Origin of the sequence: Salinirussus salinus (assembly GCF_009831455.1) — an archaeon.
Classification (GTDB): domain Archaea; phylum Halobacteriota; class Halobacteria; order Halobacteriales; family Haloarculaceae; genus Salinirussus; species Salinirussus salinus.
On the sequence record NZ_WOWO01000003.1, the window covers coordinates 694,335 to 717,575 of the forward strand.

The 23,241-nt window shown below is 50.7% G+C and carries 20 protein-coding genes and 1 pseudogene; 12 read left to right on the top strand and 9 right to left on the bottom strand.

Features of this window, described 5'->3' with window-relative positions; genetic code table 11:
- Positions 1–4: 4 nt before the first annotated feature.
- From GN153_RS13465 to GN153_RS13475, 3 genes are all read left to right on the top strand, one after another.
- Positions 5–550, top strand: coding sequence for a TATA-box-binding protein (locus GN153_RS13465; RefSeq protein WP_159903640.1), 546 nt, complete (start codon positions 5–7; stop codon positions 548–550).
- A gap of 98 nt (positions 551–648) precedes the next feature.
- On the top strand, positions 649–2,586 hold the full coding sequence (locus GN153_RS13470) for an ATP-binding protein (protein WP_236544811.1): 1,938 nt from the start codon (positions 649–651) through the stop codon (positions 2,584–2,586).
- A gap of 73 nt (positions 2,587–2,659) precedes the next feature.
- Complete coding sequence (locus GN153_RS13475) at positions 2,660–2,989, top strand: hypothetical protein (protein ID WP_159903642.1); 330 nt, start codon at positions 2,660–2,662, stop codon at positions 2,987–2,989.
- 27 nt (positions 2,990–3,016) lie between these two features.
- Here the strand turns inward: GN153_RS13475 and GN153_RS13480 are convergent, their stop codons facing one another.
- Both GN153_RS13480 and GN153_RS13485 read right to left on the bottom strand, forming a co-directional pair.
- Positions 3,017–5,092: a GmrSD restriction endonuclease domain-containing protein gene (locus GN153_RS13480; RefSeq protein WP_159903644.1), complete on the bottom strand. Its 2,076-nt coding sequence runs from the start codon at positions 5,090–5,092 to the stop codon at positions 3,017–3,019.
- A 66-nt stretch (positions 5,093–5,158) separates the two neighbouring features.
- The gene (locus GN153_RS13485) at positions 5,159–5,575 is read right to left on the bottom strand and encodes a dual specificity protein phosphatase family protein (RefSeq protein WP_159903646.1); all 417 of its coding nucleotides are present in this window, start codon (positions 5,573–5,575) and stop codon (positions 5,159–5,161) included.
- Positions 5,576–5,939: 364 nt separating this feature from the next.
- On the opposite strand from GN153_RS13485, the gene GN153_RS13490 reads away from it, so the two are divergent.
- The 4 genes from GN153_RS13490 (at position 5,940) to GN153_RS13505 (ending at position 8,494) form a co-directional block, all read left to right on the top strand.
- Complete coding sequence (locus GN153_RS13490; protein ID WP_159903648.1) at positions 5,940–7,178, top strand: tyrosine-type recombinase/integrase; 1,239 nt, start codon at positions 5,940–5,942, stop codon at positions 7,176–7,178.
- Positions 7,179–7,238: 60 nt separating this feature from the next.
- Positions 7,239–7,391, top strand: coding sequence for a hypothetical protein (locus GN153_RS13495; protein ID WP_159903650.1), 153 nt, complete (start codon positions 7,239–7,241; stop codon positions 7,389–7,391).
- 33 nt (positions 7,392–7,424) lie between these two features.
- A complete protein-coding gene (locus GN153_RS13500) occupies positions 7,425–7,841 on the top strand; it encodes a hypothetical protein (RefSeq protein WP_159903652.1) in 417 nt (138 codons plus the stop codon).
- A gap of 74 nt (positions 7,842–7,915) precedes the next feature.
- The gene (locus GN153_RS13505) at positions 7,916–8,494 is read left to right on the top strand and encodes a hypothetical protein (protein WP_159903654.1); all 579 of its coding nucleotides are present in this window, start codon (positions 7,916–7,918) and stop codon (positions 8,492–8,494) included.
- A gap of 2 nt (positions 8,495–8,496) precedes the next feature.
- On the opposite strand, the gene GN153_RS13510 is transcribed toward GN153_RS13505, so the two are convergent.
- Complete coding sequence (locus GN153_RS13510) at positions 8,497–8,796, bottom strand: hypothetical protein (protein ID WP_159903656.1); 300 nt, start codon at positions 8,794–8,796, stop codon at positions 8,497–8,499.
- A gap of 63 nt (positions 8,797–8,859) precedes the next feature.
- Between GN153_RS13510 and GN153_RS13515 the strand changes: the two genes are divergently transcribed.
- Complete coding sequence (locus GN153_RS13515; RefSeq protein WP_159903658.1) at positions 8,860–9,771, top strand: AAA family ATPase; 912 nt, start codon at positions 8,860–8,862, stop codon at positions 9,769–9,771.
- Positions 9,772–9,774: 3 nt separating this feature from the next.
- A complete protein-coding gene (locus GN153_RS13520) occupies positions 9,775–10,335 on the top strand; it encodes a hypothetical protein (protein WP_159903660.1) in 561 nt (186 codons plus the stop codon).
- Positions 10,336–10,338: 3 nt separating this feature from the next.
- Here GN153_RS13520 and GN153_RS13525 read toward each other — a convergent pair whose 3' ends face one another.
- Together GN153_RS13525 and GN153_RS13530 are read right to left on the bottom strand one after the other, a co-directional pair.
- Positions 10,339–10,551, bottom strand: a complete 213-nt coding sequence (locus GN153_RS13525; protein ID WP_159903663.1) for a hypothetical protein — start codon at positions 10,549–10,551, stop codon at positions 10,339–10,341.
- Positions 10,548–11,000, bottom strand: coding sequence for an ArsR/SmtB family transcription factor (locus GN153_RS13530; RefSeq protein ID WP_159903665.1), 453 nt, complete (start codon positions 10,998–11,000; stop codon positions 10,548–10,550). Before GN153_RS13530 ends, GN153_RS13525 begins: the two co-directional genes overlap by 4 nt.
- 205 nt (positions 11,001–11,205) lie before the next feature.
- On the opposite strand from GN153_RS13530, the gene GN153_RS13535 reads away from it, so the two are divergent.
- Entirely contained in the window at positions 11,206–12,255 is a 1,050-nt protein-coding gene (locus GN153_RS13535) for a metallophosphoesterase family protein (protein ID WP_159903667.1), read from the top strand.
- Positions 12,252–14,225, top strand: coding sequence for an ATP-binding protein (locus GN153_RS13540; protein WP_159903669.1), 1,974 nt, complete (start codon positions 12,252–12,254; stop codon positions 14,223–14,225). Before GN153_RS13535 ends, GN153_RS13540 begins: the two co-directional genes overlap by 4 nt.
- Positions 14,226–14,227: 2 nt before the next feature.
- Here GN153_RS13540 and GN153_RS13545 read toward each other — a convergent pair whose 3' ends face one another.
- Positions 14,228–15,250: a Cdc6/Cdc18 family protein gene (locus GN153_RS13545; RefSeq protein ID WP_159903671.1), complete on the bottom strand. Its 1,023-nt coding sequence runs from the start codon at positions 15,248–15,250 to the stop codon at positions 14,228–14,230.
- Positions 15,251–15,859: 609 nt separating this feature from the next.
- Between GN153_RS13545 and GN153_RS13550 the strand changes: the two genes are divergently transcribed.
- Positions 15,860–16,657 (top strand): Cdc6/Cdc18 family protein, encoded by a 798-nt coding sequence (locus GN153_RS13550; protein WP_159903673.1) that lies wholly within the window; start codon positions 15,860–15,862, stop codon positions 16,655–16,657.
- A gap of 3 nt (positions 16,658–16,660) precedes the next feature.
- Here GN153_RS13550 and GN153_RS13555 read toward each other — a convergent pair whose 3' ends face one another.
- From GN153_RS13555 to GN153_RS13565, 3 genes and pseudogenes are all read right to left on the bottom strand, one after another.
- On the bottom strand, positions 16,661–20,419 hold the full coding sequence (locus GN153_RS13555; protein WP_201287901.1) for an ATP-binding protein: 3,759 nt from the start codon (positions 20,417–20,419) through the stop codon (positions 16,661–16,663).
- 667 nt (positions 20,420–21,086) lie between these two features.
- Positions 21,087–22,087 (bottom strand): IS630 family transposase gene (locus tag GN153_RS13560; protein ID WP_159903675.1). Its coding sequence is split into 2 segments (ribosomal slippage): positions 21,087–21,595 and positions 21,595–22,087, totalling 1,002 coding nucleotides; the frame shifts between segments, so codons are not numbered across the junction.
- Between the two features lie 46 nt (positions 22,088–22,133).
- A pseudogene (locus tag GN153_RS13565) lies at positions 22,134–23,180 on the bottom strand (transposase); the annotation flags it as partial.
- Positions 23,181–23,241 lie beyond the last annotated feature (61 nt).

Here is a 23,241-nt window from a genome sequence, read left to right on the forward strand (position 1 = left end):
ACTGATGGTTAAGATAGTGAATGTAGTTGGTTCTGGCTTTCTACGCAGAGAATTTGATCTTTCTGTTGTTGCTGAGGATCTTGGTTCCGTAGCTGAGTTCGACCCCGAAAAGTACCCAGCAATGTATGTCAGATTCTCCGAAGATTCCCCACTTGTAACGGTCTATCGGACTGGGAAGTTCATTATCACTGGTGCGGGTTCTATTGAGGAATCATACGAATCGAAGGATGGTTTGCTATCTTGTTTGAGTAGTGCTGGTATCGTTTCTAAAGAGGATTTGGAGTGGTTTAAAATTCAGAATCTGGTTTGTACGACCGTTCTCGGAGATAACTTGAATTTGAGTGCTTTAGCTATTGGTCTGGGTTTGGAACAGACGGAATATGAGCCGGAGCAGTTCCCAGGCCTGATTTATCGTAATCCTGATTTTGAGTGTGTTGTTCTAATTTTCTCTACGGGTAAGGCGGTGATCACAGGTAGCAGTGATTTAGATGATGTAGAGGCTGTTGCTGACTATTTAATCCAGGAGTTATCGAGTCTTCAATTGAACTGAGGCCTCAAATCCGTGTTTTAGCTTCTTGTGTTTCAGTCTGAGTTGCTGTGAGTCGAAACGGGATGAATCTTCTAGATCTGGCCAAGCGGAGCGATATCTTGGACGACGAGGCTGTGCAGAAGTTGGTTGCGGCTGCTGGATTATCTGGAAACGAATCTATACAGAGTTCAGCTTCGAAGGCCGTCCTTGGTAAGTCGGTTCAGCAGTACCGATACCCGTTTGACTCTGGTTCGAGATACGGCGATATCTATCTGGGAGAGACTTTCCAGAACCAGTTGTTCTACCTCTCTCAGGAGGATTTAACGAAGCATCTCTTGGCTGTCGGGCAGTCGGGTTCTGGGAAGACGACGTTGTTCTATTCGTTGATGAGTGAGGTTGATGTGCCGTTCTGGGCGTTTGATTTGAAGCAGGATTACCGGCATCTTTCCCAGGATCTTGATTTACTGGTGGTGCCGTGGACTCGTCTCAGGTTTAATCCGTTGAAGCCGCCGGAGGGTGTTCCGCCTCGGAGATGGGCTCAGGTTTTCGCGGAGATCTTCGGTCACGCTACTTCGTTGCTGAGTGGTTCGAAGAATTATTTGATGAAGAAGGTGATCGAGCTCTACACTCTGTACAACTTGTTCGACAAGGTTTCGGAGCCGTATCCGAGTCTTCACGAGCTGGAGCTTTTGATCAAGAAGCAGAAGGTCAACTTTGTTCGTAAGGCGTCGGATTACCGCGATACGCTGTTGAATCGGTTGGAGGCGATGAACCTGGTTGCGGGAACCGTTTTCGACTGTAACCGGGGTTACGCTGTAGATGAACTACTGAAGGAGAATGTTGTCTTCGAGTTTGACGGCCTGAGTCGTGATGTTCAGAATTTCTTGATGGAGGTTCTCTTTGCTTACGTCTATGAGTATCGTTTGGCGCAGGGCCACAGGAACAGTGGTTTGAACCATCTCTTCTTTCTCGACGAAGGTAAGCGGGTTTTCAGTGTGTACAAGGAGCGGCAGGATGCCGCTGGTATCCCTGAAGTGGATGAGTTGACGGCGAAGATGCGGGAGTTCGGTGAGGGATTAGTCGTCGCGGATCAGGAGGCAAGCAAGTTGACGGATTCGATCAAGGCGAATACTCACACCAAGCTTCTGTTGCCTACAGCTGACCGGAAGCAGTTCCAATCGGTTACGGATGCGATGAACTTGTCTGAGAGGCAGGCGGAGTTCGCTCACGACCTTACCACCGGGGAAGCGATTGTCCAGGTCGGTGGCCGTGACCCAGTCCCGGTCAAACTACGGAACTACGAACTGGAAAAGACGGTTACGGATAGAGTATTGGAAAAGCAGCAGGCCGAGAAGTGGAGTGAGCTAAGCAGTGAGAGGCGGAAGACCACGAAACGTTTCGACGACCGGATAGCACCCGGACGTTCCGAGGAAGTTCCGGAGACCACGATCCCTGACGACCCGACCGAGATACAGGTATCTAACGAAGCGAACCGTTTACTGAAAGACATCGTCGAGAACCCGTTCAAACCTCTCACCGAGAGGTACGAAGGTTTCAGTAGTACGTACAAGGGAAACAAGGCGAAGAACGAACTGGTCGACCAGGGTGTCGTCATAGAACGTAACATCAAAGCTCAGGATGGCAAGCGAAAGCTGCTCCAGTTGACGGAGAAAGGCCGTGACTACGCAGAAAGTCTAGATCTGGAGGTGAAACACAGGGGGCGAGGAGGAATCATCCACAGGTACTGGCAACACCAAGTCAAGGAAGCATTCGAAGAACAGGGTTGGGATGCGTTCCTCGAAAAGTTCGACGCCGACATCTACATCAATATGGGAAACACGGAGTTAGTGGTCGAGGTGGCGATGGGTGACAATCCAAGAGAAATCGAGCACGTCCAGCAGCACCTGGAATCCGGTTTCGACGCGGTCTGGGTAGCAGCACGGAACCAGGAAGTACTGGACGGATTGAAGCAGAGAACCGAAGAACAAGGGTTAGATCTGGATCGAGTGGCGTTTAGGCTGGTTCGGGAGTTTAGAGAGTTAGGGGGTCGTTTGTAACCGGTTGTTTGTGGGGTTCGGGTGTGGTGAAAATTGTTTATTAGTTGGTGTTTGAAGTGTTTGATAGATTGAAATGCCTAAGTTCCCTGATGGATTAGAGCGAGGCTTTGGGATGATTATTGAAGCGGTTATAGTGGCTGCTATTTTTTCGGCTTTTATTGAATCGGGATTGATCCCTAAATGGGTCTTCGTAGCGTTCAACATCGTCTCAATAGTTGCTCTAGTCTTTTTGATCGACAAATCCCGGTACTGGTCTTTTGGTTACCTTGCTGGGTACGTTATCGGAGTCGTATTTTCGCTTAGCACGTTAATGAGCACAGAATTCTTGGGAATATTAGATGTCATACTTTACCTGGGCGTTGCATTTGGAGCGGTTTATCTCAGGGTTAGAATCCACACTTAGAAGGAATAAAAAACAGACAGTGATCTTTCAGGCCCAGTTTTCTTGGATGTACTGGTTTGCGTCTTGGATGCTGAGTGGTCTTGCTGAGCTTCCTTGTCGGACGATGAAGTCGTCTTCTTCGAAGTAGACTGGTTCTGAGCTTGGTTCAACTGAAACGGTGCAGACGGTTTTACCGTCTATCTCTTTGAAGTCGATTTCTGTGTAGAGCGAGGCTGTTGCGTCTCCGAGTCTTGAGGAGATCTCCTGGCTCAGAGTTACCTCGAAGTCGTCGAGGTCGTCCATCAGCTTCAGGTCGCGTTCAAGTCCTTTGATTTCTTTGTCGTCGTCGACCCCGATGATGAGTGTGCCCCCTTCCGCGTTGGCGAATGAGGCGATCTCTTTCACGGCTTCTTTCTTTAGTTCCTTGTTTGCCTGGTTTTGGTAGACGTCGTAGAGAAGTGTTTCCTTGAATTCGATTCTGTAGTTTTCGCCTTTCTCGATCAGTGATTCGAGCGAAGTCTCTTCCGGGCCTTCTGGCGTGTCGAAGGACTGGATGAATTCGTTGATGGCGTTTGCCAGCATTTCCCGGCGTTCTGCAAGGAACCGTTCGTAGTTATCCAGTTTCCAGAACTCGGGGTTCTCCGGTATGTACTGTTTCTCAAAGATCTCAGGGTGATCCTCCTTCACGTCGGGGAGGTAGTCTTCCGGTAGAGAGGTGAAGATGTCTTTGTTGCCTCTGGAGGTGAGGAAAGCCCGGTTTGCTATCTCGTTGACCTTCTTGCGCCCCATGTGGTTGTTGGAGTCGTAGAGGTTGCCGTAGAGCTGTGATTTCGGGAAGATGTGGTGTGACTCCAGCTTGTAGCTTCCACGTAGTGGTTCTCCGGTTTTCCAGTCGCTGGGGTTGTTGTTCCTGCTGATGATCCGTACCATATTGTAGAAGTGCTTGCTGGACTTGCCGCGGCCTTCCAGGTCGGAGGGTTGGACTTCGAGGCGTCCTCTGTCGTCTTTGATTTCTTCCATCAGGTCTTCGACCGGATTCGGTCCACCAAGCAGGGAGAGATCTTTGTCAAGGGTGCTGTCGGTGGAGCGGCTGTATCTTCTCCACATCATCGCGGAGTACAGCCATTTGAGGAAGGCGTCCTTCTCCTCCCGTGTCATCCTCGCGTCGTTGTCACTGAGGTACTTGATCAGAGGAATGAGGACTGCTCGGGTGTTGATGTAGCTGGAGTCGGGGATCAGGGCCTCGTTTTCCAGGAAGCTAGTTAGGAAGTCAAGGACTTTATTGACAAGATCCCAGTTCTGTTTGAGTACGTCTTTCTCCGTATCGTAGACGTGTTCGTAGGTCATACCGTCGGTGACGGCGGCGATCATACATTTGACGTAGAAGTCGAGGTTGAAGTCGTAGCCGTTCTCCGCCATCATCGTCTGGGTCTTCTTCATCTCCCGGCGGATGTACGGCCACTGGGCGCTCATATGCGCCAGAGCAAGTTCAGCGTCTCCTAGATCTGTTCCCTGTGAATTGACCTTGTCGAAGAGGTTGATTGCCTGGTGGACGTCAGCAGATTTGCCGAGTTCTTCTTTCGGCATCTGAAGAGAGGTGATCTTGTTGATTTTCTTCAGCTCCCGGTTGTACTCTTCTGCCTTCTCACCGACTTCGGCATCTTCCTCTGTCGTCTCTTTTGCGATCTGGAATATGCTAACGTCGTCTTTGAAGCAGTCAATGACCTTCACCCACTCTGGATTGTCCCGAGTGCTCTTGTTCTCGTATTTGAACTCGCCAGAATCCAGATTGAAGTATAGATGTCTTGGATCGGTTTGGATATCGTCTTCTGTGTAGTATGGTGGTATGTCGTCCTTGATCATCAGGTACAGTACTGTGAGACGCTGTTGGCCGTCGAGGAGGACCTTGAACAGTCCGTACTGTTCTCGGTCGACTGCGTCGTTCTTAATCTCAGGAGGATTCTCTGTTTCCCAGATTAGAAGACTCCCTATGGGGTATTCTCGGTACAAGGATTTCATCAGTTCTTTCGCTTGGTCCTTGCCCCAGACGTATTCCCGCTGGAACTCAGGGAGAACTATTTCGTTTGACTCAACTTTGTCAACGAGCTTCCCAATCTCTGGCATAATGTACTCATTAACACAAACTGGTTAAAATCCTGCCCACAGTCTAACCCCCTCTTCTCCTCTGTATCAGTCTCGGTACTGTTCAGTACTCTTGGCAGCCTGACGAACCAATGCGTCATGGGGATCAGTTTCAGGTCGCCGTTCGATTATCTGGTTGAAGGCTTCGTTGAGGGTTGTTTCCGAGAGTCGGGTTATTGCGGCTGCGGCAACGGAAGGACTACGGGAGGAACCAGCCGAACAATGAACCAGGACACGTTGACCGTTTTCCCGCTGCTCCACAACCTCGCTTACAGCTTCAGTGAAAGCGTCGTAGCTGTTCTGAGGACCATCTATCATCGGCACATCAACGCGTGTGACGTCTCCTGTTTTCGGGTTGCTGTGAGTTAGAGAGACCACGGTGTCGACACCGTGTTTCCGTAGAAGTGCCTCATCGCTGGCATCAGATTCGGTACCTACGAAAATCCCATCAACAACCTCATCCATTCCGATACATCTCGTTGAGAAGGGTCTATGGCCAGGATTTGTTTAAGTTCTATCCGTTGATAACCCTGAATTCCGATGGTGAACAGGACAGATTATTTAAATATTCTAGACCAATCTTCGGATGAAAAGCCAAACGAAGGAAGGAGAGGACTTGAGAAACAGTGAACGGAAAGTAGGTAGCCCCGTCCGGGCACCCTATCAAGGGTTCACTGTCCTTCAACCGTAATGAGGGGTCTGAACCCCAAGAGAAGCGTTGTGATAAGGGCGTCTGGACAGAGGGTTCAATGTCCTTTCCCAGCAGTTGATCCATCTGAACCGTGGCTTGTCCTCTCCTTTCCTTCTCTTTGAGGTGCAGAACCACTTTATGTCTACTAAACGCTACATCAACGTTGAGAAACAGCTTGAAAATCTGAAAGACTCAGAACTGGAATCGGCTAATGTAGAGGCGATCCGGAAGTTCATTGATCACAGTGCTGCTGAAGGGATTAGTGAAGTCCGTCAAAGCCGTTTGATTACTGCTTTGAAGTCTCTAGTGTTGAATTTCGCTCCGGATGATTTTGAGTTGAGCGGAGCTTCTGAGGAGGAACTGAAACTGATGATCGCGAATTTGAACAGGAGTGATTATGCCGATTCTACGCAGCATACGATGAGAGCTGCTGCCAAGAAGTTCTATAAGGTGGAGAACGGAGGACGTGAGCATCCTGAGAAAGTCGATTTCTTCTCTGCTTCTTCAAGCCAGAAATCGACTGTAAGCCGAGAGGATATCTTCACTGAAGAGGAGTTGAAGCGGTTGTTCAGCAGTTTCATCAGCACTCGTGACCGTGCATTCACGATGGTTTTATATGAGTCTGCGGCACGTCCTGGTGAGCTTTTATCTCGTAACCTGGGCGATTTTACTTCGAATGAGAAGGGGGACTTCATCTATTTGGAGGGGATCAAGGGAACCCCTGATAGGACCAATCAACTGGTTCGTTCTGGGCGTCCTCTACGTGAGTGGATTGCTCAGCATCCTCTTGGCGGTGAGGTAGGAGATATTGATGATCCCAGTGTCCCCTTGTTTGTCAAAACCCAGCAACAGGAGTGTAAGAAGTGCGGTAATGTACCTCAACAGCACGGCGATACTAACTGTATGTACGAACCGGATTTGAGAGACAGGTGGAAGTACGATAGCTTTCTCCGCCGGTTCCAAGATGCCTGTGAAAGAGCAAGTATCCCTGAGAACAAGCGTCGGCCATACAACCTGCGGCACACCCGACTGACTGAGGTTGCGACGTTTATGGGCTACGAGCAGTTGAACAAGTTTGCAGGTTGGAAGCCAGGATCGGACAGGGCGAAGGTGTACGTCCACTTGAACAATGACGACGTCAATGAAGCTATCCGAGAAGAATACGGTTTGAGCGGTGGTGAAGACGAGGACGGAAGCGTTGAATGTTCGTTCTGTGGTGCGGAGAACAGCGATGTCTACTCAGAATGCCGTAACTGCGGAAGAGCTCTCAGCCTTGAGGATGAGTCTACGAAAGAGGAGAAACAAAACGTTCTGGAGCGATTAGCCGAACTGGAAGACAAGGGTGTATTGGAGAAGCTGGAACAGCTTGAAGACTAGACCTTGGGAAACCCGGTGTTCCTGTACTTTCCAATCCTTTCCCTCTCTTCTAATTTTGGTATGAGTCGAGTCACAGCAAGTGAAGTATTCGAGGCCGAGGAACTCTTGGAGAAAGTCGATTCCTGGAGTGAAGAGGAGATCGAGGAGTTGCCGAAGTTCTACAGGGAGAAGGCAAGAGAATATCGGGGTCTAACGAACTCTGGAGAGGGATAACACCCTTTCCAGTTATCCAATCTTTACTGAGTGATGGAGTACCGGAACTACTGGGAAGACCTAGATCTATCATCCTCTGGATTCAGTGTTGAAGAGTTTCTAAGGGAGGAACAGCAGAGTGAGGAAGAGAGGTTGGAGCAGGAATTGAAGCGGCTTGAGTCCCTGTTGGAGGAGCGTAGGGAAATTCATTCAGAGACGGTCGAGGAATTGGAGTCGAAGATTGACTGGTACTTGGAGAAGTTGGGCGATGCCTCGCGTGGATTTGGTGCCGGTGACGTAGAAGAGGAGGAACGTCTAAAGGCGAGGATTGACGAGTTTTACTCGGAGATACGGAGCGAGAAGCGTCAGCAGTGGCGTGACCGGATCGAACTGGAGATGGAGGTCCGAGAAGTTGAACAGGCACTGGAGGAGGTCAGAGATGAAGACAATCTGTGGAAACTGCTGGAGTAGAAGTCCTCGCTAAAATCAATGATACAAATAGAAGTGTACCAAAGAGTGAAGTCCTCTAAACAGTTGACTAGGGTATGGTGACGCAGTTGATCTTGAAAAGACTGGGTGAGTTCCTCAGCAAGACGGATAGGGACACTGTGGCTCACCTGCCAGCTACTGTAGGCCGTGAGGAAGAGGTCTGGGTGTATTCACTGGATAACGCGAACTACGGGTTCTTCTTCTCAGTCCACACCAAGGACGGGAAGGTCGTTGATATCCAGGCCCGGCGGATGGAGTGGATTCGCCGCCACCTCGGTTTCGACAAGTACGTTGAGCCACCGGATTTCGTAAAGGAAGCTGTTAGTGACCGTGTCGAGTTCGTTGAAGACCCGAACGCACTCGCTATCCTCGATACGGAGTGTGTCAAGTGCAACGAAGAGTACCAGGTTGATGTCACACCGAAGATCGACTTGTTGATTGACGGCAGGGTCGGTCAGAGAATGATCGAGGAGTACTGCCCGGACTGCGGCTACTCATTGACTCAGAGACAGACGTTTAACCCGCCGAAGCAGTACGAAGCCGAGTTCCACAACGAGAACGCGCCTCCGGAGCACCAGTTCGACCCGGAAGAAGTCGACATCAGTGCGTACACCTGGAAGCACGCACGGAGATAACTTCAGAAGTTGTTCCGTAGCTGGTTGTGGATTTGCTCCTTCTTCATCTCCAGATCCTTCTCTCTGGCCTTGTTTTCTGTTTCGCTCAGTGCTTCGTTGATGTTGAAGAGCTCCATCAGGAGTTGTTGCTGTTTCTTCCGCTCCATTCTCTCTGGGTCCGGGAGGTCGAGCTCGTTGACGATCTGGAGGTAGTGGTTGTTTTGCAGGTAGTCCTCCCGTTTCATCCAGCGGAGAAACCGGGTTATCTCGTGGTCGAGCGTGATTTCCTTGCCGCAGCACGGACAGGTAAACTCTGGCACCATACCTGTATCTAACAGTGTTGTTAACCAAAAGGTTAACGTCGCTATCTACTCTACACGTGTTTGATGTCGCAGTCAGGACTGTCAGCGGAAGAGCGGGATGATCTGGCCGAGTTAATCGAGGACGGCGAAGAAGAAACACGAGAGGAACAGGGTAGAGACAGGCATAAGGACGCGGAGTTCCAGTTCCGGGAGCCAGGCCACGACTTCTCCGACGTCGTCGCTATGGATCACCTGAAGCGGATGCTCGTGGACAAGGTTCAGAACCCGATAGAAGACAGGGAAGAGTACCAGCGGTACGGCATCCAAGGTTGTATCAATGGTGTGTTGCTGTACGGCCCGCCACGCACCGGGAAGAGTTTCTTGGCGGAGGGATTCGCAGGTGAAGCCGGGTACAACTATGTCAAGGTGAACGCCTCGGATATCAAAGATCCGCGTGTCGGTGTCTCCGAGAAAAATGTGAAGGCACTGGTTCAGCAGGCGGTCAAGTTCCAGCCGTGTATCGTCCAGGTGGATGAGATCGAGGGCTTGTCCGGCAGCAGGGAAGGTGAAAGCCACAGCCACAAGCAGGACCTGGTCGGCGTGTTCCTGAACGAAATGGAGGAACTGGAGGAAGAGGATGCGGTCATCATCGGCACCACGAACCATCCTGGCAGGATTGACGAGGCGTTTCTTCAGCCGGGCAGGTTCTCGGAGCAGTTCTACGTCGGGCTTCCCTCGGAACAGATGCGAATCGAGCTGATTGAGCAGGGACTGAGTCAGGCGGAGGAAGAGGTCTTGAACCTGAGTGAGATCGATGTGGACCGGGCAGCTGAGTTGACTGAGGGCTTCACCTGCGGAGACATCCTACAGGGAGCGGTTTACGAGGCGAAATTGAAGGCGTTGAAGCGGGGTGACCCGATCAACAACGAGCACCTGCTGTACGGCGTGGAGATGACTGACCGAAGCGTGGTCTCACCGGAGAAATACCGGCTCTAAACGATGGAACTGATAGACTACGTCAGGTACGAGGGCTTGCATCGCTCCGTCGAGGGTATCTGCTCCAGGTTCGATGCTGCTGGTCGGTGGGACTGTGTCCGTGTCTCTGCCGCTCTCCACTTCTACGTCAGGCACAGTGTCGAAAACAGGGAGTTCGACGGCGAGGTCAAGGATTTCAAAGAGATTCTGCACGTCGGCGGTGACTGCCGTGAGAAATCGGTGTTCCTTGCGTCCTTACTGTCTCACGTCTCCGGCGTACAGCCCCGGTTCGTGGAGATCCAGAACTCGGGTGAGGACTACGTCTTCCTCCAGGCATCTTTCCCGGACAAGTCGCCGGAAGAGGTGACAAGGGCTTTGAAACAGTTCTACCACTCGAATCTGGGTGAACCGGATGCTCCTGTGGTCTTCGAGGAGCGGGACGATGTCTTCTGGTTCTTTGCCGATGCGTTCCTCGGCACGTATCTCGGAGCTATCTCCGGGCTACAGAACACGCCGTACATGGAAGTAGAGGAGGACGGCAGCTACAGTTTCTACGGCTGCGATGTCGACTACGTCCGAGTATAGATTTTAGACCGTGTACTCTCCCCAGTTCCCCTTGTTCAATTCTACAAGCCCTCGCTCCCGCATATCCTCCAGGTGTTCACGGAACTCCCCGACATCGTAGTCCTCAATCACACCTCTCCGCTTCAATTCTAATCCGATACTGCCGGGTGTCCGGACAGGTTCGTCACCGGTCAACGTATCCAGAATCTCATCTTCAAGTTCGGCGGGATCAGTCATAATTCGTCCTCTGCGTCCTCCCAGATGTTTTGCCAGGCTTCTGCTTTCAGCTTCTGTTCGAACTCGGTGACGTCGACTCCGGCTTCCTCCAGGGTTTTCCTGGTTTCTGATTGGTCTTCCTCTAACTGTTCGAGTTCTTCCCGGAGTGATTTCAGAACAGTTAGTGACTTTTCCGCATCGTCCTGTATGAGGTCTACGTAGCGGTATCCGAGGGGGGTCAGGGCGTAGGTCTTTGAATCTTCTTCTTGTGGTCTGTAGACGAGTTCTGATGAGATCAGGCGTTCAATGTTCTTCTGTAGGCCGGAGCGTGTTATCCCGAGTTTGTCTGTGAGATGGGAGACTGGCTCGTCCTTACTGAGTTGTATGAGGACTTCGAGACGGGTCTGATTCCCGAGGGCCTGGTAGATATCCGCGAGATCTTCGATATCCTGGCTACTCAAATCACTCATTGACTCGAAGCTATACACTGTCGCTGGCTTAAAAGTGCGGCAGTTGGAGCAGTAAACTAGCTACTTTAGTTGAGCAAATAGATTGGGTCTTCTGGTTATTTAGGTCAGGTGTATTGCTGTAGGGTAGAAGCTATCCCTCCAAATTTTAAGAGTCGTGTGAACAATGGTCATTTAGAAGGATATTGATTCTGGGGGGCAATCATACGTGAAGATCCTACACACTGCGGATGTTCATCTAAAACAAGACGACTCTGAGACCGTAGAAGCCTTGAAACAAGTATTGACCAAGGCTGAAGAGCTGGAAGTCGACCTACTTACTATCGGTGGTGATCTCTTCGATTCTTCAGAAGATGCGGAAGCACTGCGTCCTGAGCTCCGTGAATTATTGAAGAATAATTCATTCGACATACTGGCTATCCCTGGTAATCACGATGAAGATGTTTATCGGGAGAACTTGCGGTTTGGCAACGATCTGGATATTCTGACTGATACACCGTACGAAATCCGAGAATTTGGTGACATAGAGATCATAGGGGTACCGTTCCAGTCTTCTATGGATGATGAACTATTCTCAGCCTTGAAGGAGAACAGCAGTGACCAGACTCAGTTGATGTTGCTGCACTGTACTTTAGATATCGGGTTTAAGTCGGGAGGGGTCGGTGAAGAGGAAGGAGAATACTTCCCGATCACTAAGGCAACACTAGCGGAACTGGATTATGATTACGTCTTAGCCGGTCACATTCATTCGACAGATCGTGAAGTACCGCTTGATAACGGAGGTACGTTCATTTACCCTGGTTCCCCGGTATCCCACTCTACAAAGGAGACCGGCCAACGCAAGACAGTTTTAATCGATACTGAGGAGGAAAGCGTTTCGAGTGTCCCTCTTAGGACTTTTTACTACGACTCTTTCTCGGAGATGGTTAGACCTGGAGAAGAAGATGAAGTCGTTAACGAGATTGAAGACTGGGTGAATCGACGAGAAGAGGATAACTGCGAGTTGACAGTCTCGGTTGACGGGTTTGTTGACCGTGATGAGAACGAATTTTACGAAGAATTAGAGAATGCAGCAGGACCAGCAGAACTAAGCGACAGTTTCAGATCAGTGAGTTCGGTTCTAGATCATCCTCTGTATCAGAGGTTTATGGAGAAGCTGGAAGAAAAAGAAGACTTGGAAGAAGATGAGGTAGTCAAAGATCGGGTAATCCAGGTCTTGTCGCAGCTACTAGCTCAAAACAAGGTGCAGGCATCATGAGATTGAATCAAGTCTATGTGCGTCAGTATGGCCCGGTTCAGAAAGATCTTGAACTGGATGGACAGATCAACGTTATTCGTGGACCGAATGAGTCCGGTAAAAGCCTGCTCGTGGAAGGCTTGCTAAAACAACTGGCAGACGGGTCAGTTCCGAATCCTGTGATCCCTGATGTGCCGGAAGGGTTCGTGGAGATATCAGATGGGGTTGAAACAGAGACTCTTCGAGATGGAGACTCATTAACCAGTTTCTGTGAAGAGAACTACAACCAAGAGGTTCGTGCAGAGGAGCTGAGAAACGTATTTGTTATCCAGAGAGGGGACTTGACGTTTGATGATGGGGACGATTTTTACTCCCATATCACGGACAAACTGACCGGTCGAAGAGTGGAGGATATCGACGAGGTCAAAGACGCTCTCATCGATGAGGGTCGACTTACATCCACTACTCACAAGCTGGCTAATGATCAAGGAAATCATAAGCCGAAAGATCAGAGGAATGATGCTAACTCTCTCAAAGATGACGTTGAGGCATATATCGAAGAAGCAGAGGAAAACGGATTAGAACAGGCGGAGAGTGAGCTATTCGCCGCAAGACAGAAAGAGGATGAATTAGAGGAGAGGGTTGAAAAGCTTGAGAAAGCTGAAACTGAGCAAAAAAAGAAGCAACGGCACGAAAATCTATCCGAAGATAAGGATGCTATAGAAGAGAATCTAGATGAGTTAGAAGGTCTTCCTGCAAGTTCTGATCTCGAAGATATCGATGATCGGCTTCAGGAGCTAAGTAATGAAGAAGGACAACAGTCCGAATTGAGAGAGCAGAAAGAAAGTAACCTTTCTCTGGCGAAGTGGTCTCTCGCGGCAGGTTTAGGTGCCTTTGTGGCATTGCTAGCTTTCGGATTCCCGGCAATAGGTATTCTGGCACCTATCATCTTCGTTGCCGGTTCAGGCTACTTTTGGAAGCAGGCCAAGGGGGTTAGCAGCGACATTGCCGAGTTGAGTGTCAAAGAAAAGAATATCCTGTCCGATGCCCGAGCAGCAGGACTTTCATTTGATAGCCGCGATGAGGTCAGGAGCGAAATATCCCGCATCGAGAAGCGTAGAAATGAGCTGGAGGATAAGAATCAGGGTAAGAAAGCGGTGTTAGAACGAGAATTCAATTTTGAGGCAGAATCTATGAATGAGGTCGTGACGAAGGCCGAAGAGAGCTTGGAGAGTCTTGAATCCAATATTGATGATTCTCTTGATGTCGACTATGACGAACAAAAATACGGGGAAGCGAAAGAAGGCTACGAAGACGCGAAGGAGAAGCGCGAAAAGTTAGAGCAGGAGCTTGAAGAGCATAGAGAGGAGCTTCAAGCTTTCCGTGATAGGGCGAAGGACTTGGATTTCAGTATCTTTGTCGGTGAACGTCTAGATCTGGAGATCCAGAATCTTGATTCTCTCCGGACACTGGTTAAGCGGTTAGACGAGTTTGTCTCTGCTATCGATGAAGATGCAGAAGCTTCGAGAGTAGCTCTTGAGATATTTGATGAGATTCAAGAGGAAGAGAAAGAGGAAACGGCAGAGCTGTTTGAGGAAGGGAGCAGGGCTACTGAGATCTTCCAGCAGATCACCGAAGAACGGTATAGTAAGGTCACCTACGACAACGAACAGAATCAGCTTGAGGTTGAGAAGTCGACTGGTGAGAGCTTTACACCTGAACAGCTGAGTGATGGTACACGTGACCAGCTTTACCTGTCTATCAGGGTTGCGCTCGGTGAGAAGATATTAGATGGGAATACCGGATTCTTTGTGATGGACGATGCTTTCCTGACCTCTGATTCCTCCCGGCTGGAAACCCAAGTAGAGGTTGTGGAGCAGTTGGCCGAGCAAGGTTGGCAGATAATCTATCTCAGTTCGAAAGAGGATGCTATCTCGGCCTTGTCCGCGAGGAGCGATAATGAAGTAATGGAACTCGCGGCTTTGGAATAAGATTACAACGTGGTGAGTTTCACGTCTCGTGTTTTGCCGTTGCTGCCGCCGTAGTGGTATTCTGCTTCAATCAAGTCGAGTAGTTCCAATTGTTTGAGGTAGTCGCTGAGCCGGCGTTTGGACAATGTGTTCTCGTTGTAGGTTTTACAGAGTTCTTCGTATCGTGTGTAGATTTCTCCGGTTCGTATCGTGTTTTCTTCGACGTCGAGTTCCTGTACTGCCTGGTAGAGCAGACGGTGGTGTTCTGTGAACTGGTTGAGGAGGTGTGCGGCGTACTTCTCGTAGGCTTTCTCCTGCACTTGCTGGACGTGGGATTCTGTGATGACTGATTCCGTGGTTTCGGCTGCGTGTTTCAGCCAGTGTAGTGCGACAGATATGTTCTGGGTAGTGGAGGTGATGTAGGTTAACGCGGCTTTCTGGAGGCTTTGGTCGACAAGTGCTTTCTGAGCTCTTTCGACGAGGACCTGGTATGCTTCTTCTGCGGTGTAGGGTTCGAAGCTGATTCTTCTGGGTTGGAGGCTGCTGTAGGTTCGTTCCTCGATTTGTGATTCGAGTCCGGTGTGGTTGGAGGAGATGAGTACTAGATCTACGCTGTTTCGTGTTTCCATCCTGGTGAGGAAGTAGAGGAGGTCGTCACCGTCGTTCAGGAGCAGGAAGTCGATGTCGTCGAGGATTATTACGGTGTGTACGGCCTTGGTTTTCTTGACAAGTTTTCTTTGTAGGTCGGAGGTGTGGTGGCCGTCGTTGACTTCTTCGTTTAGTCCTCTGAGGATCTGTTTGAGTGCCTTGTACTGTGTGTCGTGCTGGGTGCAGGGAATGTAGCATTTCCTGTCGATTTCTTCGAGTGCAAGGTGTGTGACGTGGGTTTTGCCTGTGCCGCGGGGGCCGTGGAGAAAGAGGTTCTGTGGGGCAGAGTTCTCCGAGGTCAAGGTGTTCAACTGTTTCTGCTCTTTCTGTCGGTTGTATAGGGTTTCAGGCAGGTAGTTTGGTTGCAGTGGTGTCGGGTCTTTCAGTGGTTCTGGCATAGATGATTTTCTTCGAGGAAAGGGGTTACACGGTTTTACTGGCACCCAGGTTCGGATGCCGCTTGGTTGAGAACTGCGGCCTTGCTAGTTTTAATTCAGGTCCGGAGGTTTCCGCGGAATGATCCGGATTCTTTCTTAATACCTGAGGGGTCTAACACGTACCCGTTATGAAGAACTGCGTGAGAGACGATGGCCACGAGCTTGTGAAAGAGGAGCAGAAAGCGGGCAGGTGTATTTACTGCGGTGAACGGTTGTGACTTCGGTGTCCCGGCGGTTCGATCCTACGGATTTCACGAAGAACAATCCGTCTACAGATATCAAGTCGCTGCAAGGCAGGACGACAGCTAAACCCTACACACGATCCAACTACTGGCATAGGCAACACGACCGATACGAGTGCTCTGATACTGGTCTCTCCAAGTGGATAAACGGGCAGACCTTCCAGTGCCTGAATTGTAGCAATAGCATCTGTTGGTACCGTTATCCTAGTGGAGACGGTTTGCCGGAGTGGTTCAAGAACCCTGGTAATCCGAGCAAGTGAAACGCCTCCCCTGATCCGGTTTTTGAAACTACCTGTTACAGGTTAGATGATACGAGGCGAAGCCAGCAGTGTTCCAAGAATCAACGAGCAGCGGCGGGATTCTACGTTCGGAAACATACCTGACAACGAACTACGAACCGGATGAACCGGTAGGTCGAGAGACCGAGATCAACAGGATTGCTGACGCTGTCCGGCCTTTGACGAGGAGAAAGACTCCGGAGAACCTGTTGGTGTACGGCCCGGCCGGAGTCGGGAAGACGACCTGTGTGAAGCACGTTTTCGACCGGTTAGAGACAGAGGCCGGTGCAGAATCCGTGTACATCAATGCCTGGCAGTACAACTCCCGCTCCTCACTTCTGACCGAGTTACTGATCCAGCTCGGGTATCCTGCGCCTCGGAAAGGCAAACCCGTAGATGAACTACTTTCCAAGCTTCGGGAATGGCTAGACAAAAACCGTGGAGTAGCTGTAGCCATCGACGAGTTCGACCAGCTAGAGGAGAAGACGGAGATCATCTACGACCTGCAAATGCTGAATCAGGAAGCGGAGAACTCGCTTGGCCTCGTGATGGTTTCCAACCGGCCTCCCTCCAAGGTCCACCTGGATCCACGGAGCCAATCACGGTTGAACTGCCAGACACTCCAGTTCAACTCCTACAACGCACCGCAGCTCGAAAAGATACTGTCGAAACGGGTAGAGCAAGCATTCAAGCCCGGAACCGTACCCGACGACGTCCTCGAAGAGATCGCGGAACGGGTGGCAGAGAACAGCGGGGACTGTCGAGAAGCACTGGAGAAACTATTGAGGGGTGGGCGGGAAGCGGATCAAGATGGATTGTCAGAGCTTCGGTTAGATTCGAGTAAATGAATACTAGAAGTCTTTGAACCGGTTTTCGCGTTGTTCTACGTCTTTGAGTAGGTAGTCTTCTGCTTCTTCCGCAAACCTGTGGATAGAAGACGAGAGTGAAGAGTCTCGTTGCCAGTTTCTCACCATCTCCAATTCGTCTTCTTTCATATCCACGCCCATACTTGGTGTCGTCAGAGGATCTGAGGAGAGCCCGGTGAGGATCTCGTTTTTGACGGTTTCAGAGCTGTTGATGTCGTCAACTCCTTCTGTGATGATTATGAGGTAGATCTCTTCGATGTCTTCTGTGACTGGGTACTGTCTAACGTACCAGATGATATGCATCAGCTCGTCCTCGGAACAGTCCGGTATCTCTTGTGTGAGTCTTTCTGCGAGGTCTGCTGTAGGGAAGCAACGGGTTAGGGCAGAGAATCCTATTGGGTTGTAGTAGTCGGCGTCGAGGATACGGCTGGCGACTTCATCTACGGCATTACTGTACCCCTCGGCCTGTGTCATCCTTTCGGTATCTACATCTATGTGAGCCGGAAGGATCGAGGTTCCTGTGTGCCCGTTTTCCAGTCGCTGGAGGCAGAAGTCGACGAACTGTTCCGGGTCTCGTTCAGCGACTTCTTCGATTGCGAGCTTAAGGCCGTGAGGTTCATTGGCAAAGTTTTCTCTGTCTTCTGCGTAGTCCAGTACCTCTTTTAGAATATCCTCGCCCACTTCTTGTGAATCGTCTTTGTGTAATGGAAGGGGCTGGAGTACGGCTTTGATCGACCGAGGTTCAAGTGATTCTGCGCCTTGCAGAAGGGTGAGGAGGACGTTTTCTGTCCATTCTTGGTGGTCTTCCCAGTATCCGTGTACTACTTGACTGAGGCCGGACACAAGTTCTGGAGGTATCTCGGATCTATCTTCCAGTAGTTCGTTGACGTTTTCTTTGGCGAAGTCCAGGTCTTGGGTGGCTAAGGCACTGAGTCCTGCGGATATCAGGTTGAACCTCTCTTCTTCGGTGTACTGTTCTACAAGTTCTTTTCCCTTCTCTGGGTCAGTGGAGCAGATCCCCACGAGGATCTGTGGTTTACACGAATCGAGCCCTTGGGCATCGGCTTCGAGAAGTTTTTCTCCATATTCAGGTCGCTCGTCTGCCAGGACTCTGAAGAACTGGTGGAAGGATGTGTTCGTGAGCTCTGAGACGATATTTGAGAAGTCGGATGGTTCGAGTTCTTCTTCGTCCAGGTCTTCCGCGAAACTACGGATCTCGGCTTCCCGTTCTTCCATCTTCGTAGGAGGGTTGTACCTCATATTCTGGAGTAGCCGGAATCTCTCGTTCTCCGCTAACGCCTCTTCGAGTTCTTGGACTTCGGATTCGATGCCGAGTTCTTTTGCGTTTTCGCGGTCAGCTAACTTGCTCAGGGTATCGATACACTGCAAGTCTTGGTCCTGTGAGACGTATTCTGAGGCGAATTCGAGAATCCGGACTAGTTCGTCGTTGCTGATAACTTCTTGATGTTTGCCGTGGTGTCTGGCCTGTGAGTTCTCGAAGCTCACCAGTTTCTTCGCAGCCTTTCTCCTTAATTCGGGGTGAGGGTCTTCCCAGATAATCTCGATAAGATGTTCGACGGCTTGCTTCCGTAGCTCAATCCGTGGTTCCGTCATTCGTAGGTCTCCTTGCCAAGACCGCATCTTGGAGTGATCGACCGGATCAACGGAGAAGTCGTGTATCTCTATCTTAGAGGTTTCACCTATGATGTCAAGGAGGTCAAGCCGGAGCTCTTTCTCGATTTCTTCGTTGAGAAAGTTTTCCCCGATCACTTTCAAGATCTTTTGCTGTGCGGCAGGTGATCTACGGAGACCGGGTCGCATCGCCTGCTTGAGCTTCTGTTCTACGCTTTCGGTTCGAAGCTGTGACTGTGATGGATAGTCTACTGCGATCCGGAGCAACCAGACTGCCGCCTCTTCCGGTTCCCCCTGTAGAGCGTTGGAAAGTAGGTCGATAGATTCGATTATGAAGTCTCCGGCTGGGGATGCCGTGTACATCGAACTCCTAATTAACGGTTCGTCTTCCTGGTCCTCCGGCAGTTCTTCCCGGAACGATTTTTTGAATAGTTCGATAGCGTGGTGTGGATACACTGAGCCCAGAACCTTGAATCTGCGAAGGAGTTTCACCCTTTCTGCGAAGCCATATTCACTTAGCTGCTCTAATTCTGAATCCAAGGCCTCTCGAATGGTTCTCCGAGCGTCCCTACAGTCGTATCGTCGATGGATTACAGCTAACTGGTTGATCTGGTTCTTCCCTGTGAACTCGCTGAAATTCTCGTAGATTTTGTCTTTATAGTCTCGTGGAGAATCCGAGAAGAAACTGTCATAGACTATGTATTCTTGTAGCGCATCCGGTTGGATGGTAAGGGTTCCACCGCGTTCGGTAACCATTCCGATGTGCTCAGTCAGCGTTTCTCGAAGGTTTTCCTCCGTTGTACTGTCGATGTTTAGTACATCTCGGAATCGCTGTATCTGCTCATCGTTGTTAGTATCGAGTTCTCCAACTGCTGCAAGGTATTTTACGTAGGTTTCCAGGTCTTGCGAGTCTCCAACGGTATCCAGTCGCTGGATATCTTTGAGGACGTCCTCGAATACCTCCTCTAACACTTCATCCTGCGCCATAGAGTCGGCTTGTTCTCCTCTAGAGCGTTGTTCAGCGAGGAGATGTGCGTAGAGAGGGATGCCTTCACTGATCGCTGTAATCCGCTCAAGCGTAGATGGATCAGTGATTCCATAGTACTCCTGCAAGACTTGATGTACGTCGTCAGTATCTAGCCTAGGGAGCTCGACTATGTCTGTTTCAACACCTCTTAGCCGGTTTCCGTGGCTTTGTAATGTAGAGGTGAAGTGTGATCTCTCCGCGAAAATCAGTTTGAGTCGGGGCTGATGCTGATCCACCAGGTCGAATAAACGCCTTATCTGACCCGTATTTCGCGCATCGTCAACGAAAAGAATTGTATTTCGTTCCTCCAGGTCGAGGTCTTCAAGACCATCGTCGATGTTTCCGGCGTCGATATCTGTCCAGTAAACTTGCCAGTTCGGGTGTTCAGTTTCTAAAAGTAGACTACCTTCGACCGCGAGACGTGTCTTCCCGATTCCAGCACGTCCAGCGAGTATGAGTACGTCTTCATCGGCTTCTGCAAAGTCTCGGACTTTGTCCAGTTCCTCTTCACGTCCGAAGAGGGGGAGATCATATCGGTTGGCGGGGTCCTCACCATCGAGTTCCTTCTCAAATCTCTGGTGGATCGGTTGAAAAATATCGTACCCTTTGTCTGTTGGAATCCTTGCCTCGATCTCTTGGATCCCACGCAGGATCTCTTCCTGGCCTTCGTCCAGATCCTCGGAGTACTGGTGGATCCGCTGTAAATAAATCGTGCGTAGCTTGTTACCTATCTCCTGATCCTGGCTAATTTCAATCTCCAACTTATTCAGAAACTCTAGAATTAGTTCTTCTGGAGGTGCTTCTACTTCTTCACCAAGCAGATCGTCTTCGAATGAACTGGCGATGTCTTCAGGCGTGATCAAATTGTTTCCGTCGTCGAACTCTTCTACAAGCTCGATAACCTCGTCTTTCTGGAAAATATGTATGAAAACGTCGGAGTCCAGTCCCTCGTGGTTCTCGGCTACCTGAGATGCCGCGTTCTCGACCGCTTCGTTCAGGAAGTGCATCTGTTTTCCTTTACTGTAGACATAGTTCGCCGTGGAGGAAGCGAGGATACTTGCTCCGATAGAGACTGGTTCAACCATAGTCGGGGGTATGGATGTGAGTGATTTAACAGTGGGGCTCAGTCGGGTTTACCCTCACAGGTTGGATCAGTATGTAGCTAGTAGCGTGTATCAGGCCGAAAGACTGCTTGCCCGGTGTTTCAAGGAGGTGCGCGATAATACTAAGTTGACGAAGAGACCGGCCAGCTACCGGGAATACAGCAAAGTCCAAGACGGCGACGTGGTCTGAAATACAGAGAGAATACGTGTCGTCTGAAGACGGTCAAAATGCCGTTTTCAGGCCACGAAACATATCAACGTCTTGGTAAGGACGAGAGCCCGGGTTCAAATCCCGGCCTAGGCTTGCGCGTCCTATTCTCAGGAGGTTTACCGTCTTTACCGTGATCCACAACGTTCAGTGTTGAAAGGCTACCCGACAGTGCTGGCCGGTCGGAACGGCAACTTCCAGTGGGTCGATGTGAGCAGAATCGCGTGAACGACGAGCCGTCTAATGGTCACAATCGCGTCAGAAATCAAAACTCCGGGATAGCGGTTCAAAACCGACAAGCGACTTGCTCCCGGTTTTACTGGCCGTGATAGCGGATCAAAACCTCGGTCCAGAGTCCGCAAGTAATGCCAAATCGGAGTTTTGAAAACCGATCGGGGTCGGGTTCACCATCGCCACGATGCTCTCGAGCTATAGCAGACGTTAGAAATAATTGCTCACTTTTGGAAGCGAAAGTTGATCGAGAGAAGTATCGATCGCGGTGGTCAGTTGCTCAAGCGAGTCGAAGAACCGGTTGCTGAGGGCGTTTTGGAGTTGTCGCCAGCACTCTTCGACAGGGTTGAGTTCCGGCGAATACGCTGGCAACGTGACGAAGGCGAGGTCGTCACGGGCCGCCAGGTCCGTGACGGCCGACGCCTGGAAGTACGGCGCTCCGTCCAGCACGACGATCAAGTCTTCTTCGAATTCTTCGCATAATGCGAGAATGAAATGTTTTGCGTGATCGGCGGTGACGTATTCGGTAAATCGGGAGAAAAAGCAGTCACCGTTTTCGGTGACTGCGCCAAGTAGACACGTCCAGTCTCGTTGGCCTGACAGTTCGACGGTCGGCCGCGCGCCGCGCGGAAACCACGCGGCACGCGGCTCGACCTGCACCGATTTCTTGGTTTGGTCGATGCAGACTACTTTGGCGTCCATCTCCGCTCGCTTTTTTTGATCTCGTCGTGGAACTCCGCTTTGTCGGATTCCTCGGCTTCGGCGGCTGTACGACGCGGTTTTTGATAACTCAATCCAGCTTCTTTCAGCAACCGCCGACAACTCGGATAGGAGTACTCGACGCCGTAGGATTCTTCGAGAAACTCCTGAACGAGCGCCGGCGTCCACGCCGGCGCGTCGATCTCGACTTCTTCGGGTGGTTCGTGAACGGCCTGTTCGAACTCTTCTTGCTGTGATTCTGAAAGCTTTCGTTTTCTCCCGGATCGATGAGCATCAGAGACGGCTTGCTCAAGCGGTTCGTCCGTATCAAGTCGCATCAGCCAGCTGTAGATCGTTCTTCGACCGGTGTCGTGCCACTCTGCGAGTTCGGTCTGCGTCACGCCGTTCTTGTACGCGATCGCCGCTAACAACCGTTGTGTCGGCTTGTTTCCCTCAACCTTGTCGAGGGCGTCTTGGAGTTCTTCGACGGAGATCTCGTCGAGATGGTCCATTAATCACAGTAACAATCTCTGAGCGGAAAGTTCTAACGGATACTATAGCTCGCCGCACTAATCGTCGGACGACACGGTGAATCTGGTTCGGCGGGTTCCCGTCCCACGCTGAACTCTCTCGGACAGGTTCGACGGCCAGGATGAGTGGGATGTTCAGCCCAACAATCGACAGGGTAGCGAATTTGAAAGCTCGCTCTTCATGATTGAGTCCGCTGACCATCGCCATTCCCTCGACATCGCCATAGTACGGGACGGTTGTGATGTCGATCGCAGCTGTCACGGGCCGACGGAACGATGCTTCGGATTCGATGACCGAGAGCAGCCGATCGGCCACTGCATCGAATCCATCGATAAGTTCCTCTGGCGAAAACTGTTTGATCGTTCTAAGATGCGTATCGCCGTGTGGACTGCTGTCCGAGCCGTGTCGATACTGAAATCGAGCCGCTCCTTGCGGTGTCCCGCAGTTAACCATTCCCATGAACGTCTGCAATTCGAAGAACTGCGTGTCTTCGTAGGTCGTGTTCGCAGCGCGACCGGAATCAAACTCATCGAAGCCGTGATCACGAGTGAGTCGAGTCGTCCGGTAGATTTGCTTGTCGGAGAATTCACACCCAGCCGTCTCATCATCAGTGGAGGGGTCCACTTCGTCGACGATCTCTGCTTTCGGCCGGACAGCGGGAGCTGAAAACCCGCGGTCGTGAGATTGTTTAATGACGAAGTGCGAAGCAATCTGGACAAACTCCCGAACGCCGTCGTCGAAGCGTTTCCGCCACGTTCGGGACAACACGGATTCATCGGGGATGTGTTCCAAATCGAGTGGCTCGGCGAGTTCTTGGTACCGAGCCAGCGCTCGATAGCTCTCACCTGTGGCCTCTCGGTAGATGAGGAGCCGAACCATTCCGAGAAAGGAGTGTGGAGCAGGATGCCACTCTGGATAGCTATCGTCGAGATATTCCGTCTGGATTGAACTATCTGCAACGCTCAATAGCAGGGAGTCACCTTCTCGCAACTGTTCAGTGATTTCGATTCCTGTGTTGTAGGCGTCGGTCATCCGGCAGGCACGGTCAGAAAGCGGGTCCAGTGACTCCGCCATTAATTCTCGATGAGATTGGTTCGACAAAAGTGGCCGCGGAAACGTCTGTTCTGTGGCGCTA

Excerpts from the sequence above, each read along its gene's own strand:
- GN153_RS13465 (WP_159903640.1), top strand. The coding sequence starts at position 5 with ATGGTTAAGATAGTGAATGTAGTTGGTTCTGGCTTTCTACGCAGAGAA.
- GN153_RS13475 (WP_159903642.1), top strand. The coding sequence starts at position 2,660 with ATGCCTAAGTTCCCTGATGGATTAGAGCGAGGCTTTGGGATGATTATT.
- GN153_RS13480 (WP_159903644.1), bottom strand. The coding sequence starts at position 5,092 with ATGCCAGAGATTGGGAAGCTCGTTGACAAAGTTGAGTCAAACGAAATA.
- GN153_RS13485 (WP_159903646.1), bottom strand. The coding sequence starts at position 5,575 with ATGGATGAGGTTGTTGATGGGATTTTCGTAGGTACCGAATCTGATGCC.
- GN153_RS13490 (WP_159903648.1), top strand. The coding sequence starts at position 5,940 with ATGTCTACTAAACGCTACATCAACGTTGAGAAACAGCTTGAAAATCTG.
- GN153_RS13495 (WP_159903650.1), top strand. The coding sequence starts at position 7,239 with ATGAGTCGAGTCACAGCAAGTGAAGTATTCGAGGCCGAGGAACTCTTG.
- GN153_RS13500 (WP_159903652.1), top strand. The coding sequence starts at position 7,425 with ATGGAGTACCGGAACTACTGGGAAGACCTAGATCTATCATCCTCTGGA.
- GN153_RS13505 (WP_159903654.1), top strand. The coding sequence starts at position 7,916 with ATGGTGACGCAGTTGATCTTGAAAAGACTGGGTGAGTTCCTCAGCAAG.
- GN153_RS13510 (WP_159903656.1), bottom strand. The coding sequence starts at position 8,796 with ATGGTGCCAGAGTTTACCTGTCCGTGCTGCGGCAAGGAAATCACGCTC.
- GN153_RS13515 (WP_159903658.1), top strand. The coding sequence starts at position 8,860 with ATGTCGCAGTCAGGACTGTCAGCGGAAGAGCGGGATGATCTGGCCGAG.
- GN153_RS13520 (WP_159903660.1), top strand. The coding sequence starts at position 9,775 with ATGGAACTGATAGACTACGTCAGGTACGAGGGCTTGCATCGCTCCGTC.
- GN153_RS13525 (WP_159903663.1), bottom strand. The coding sequence starts at position 10,551 with ATGACTGATCCCGCCGAACTTGAAGATGAGATTCTGGATACGTTGACC.
- GN153_RS13530 (WP_159903665.1), bottom strand. The coding sequence starts at position 11,000 with ATGAGTGATTTGAGTAGCCAGGATATCGAAGATCTCGCGGATATCTAC.
- GN153_RS13540 (WP_159903669.1), top strand. The coding sequence starts at position 12,252 with ATGAGATTGAATCAAGTCTATGTGCGTCAGTATGGCCCGGTTCAGAAA.
- GN153_RS13545 (WP_159903671.1), bottom strand. The coding sequence starts at position 15,250 with ATGCCAGAACCACTGAAAGACCCGACACCACTGCAACCAAACTACCTG.
- GN153_RS13555 (WP_201287901.1), bottom strand. The coding sequence starts at position 20,419 with ATGGTTGAACCAGTCTCTATCGGAGCAAGTATCCTCGCTTCCTCCACG.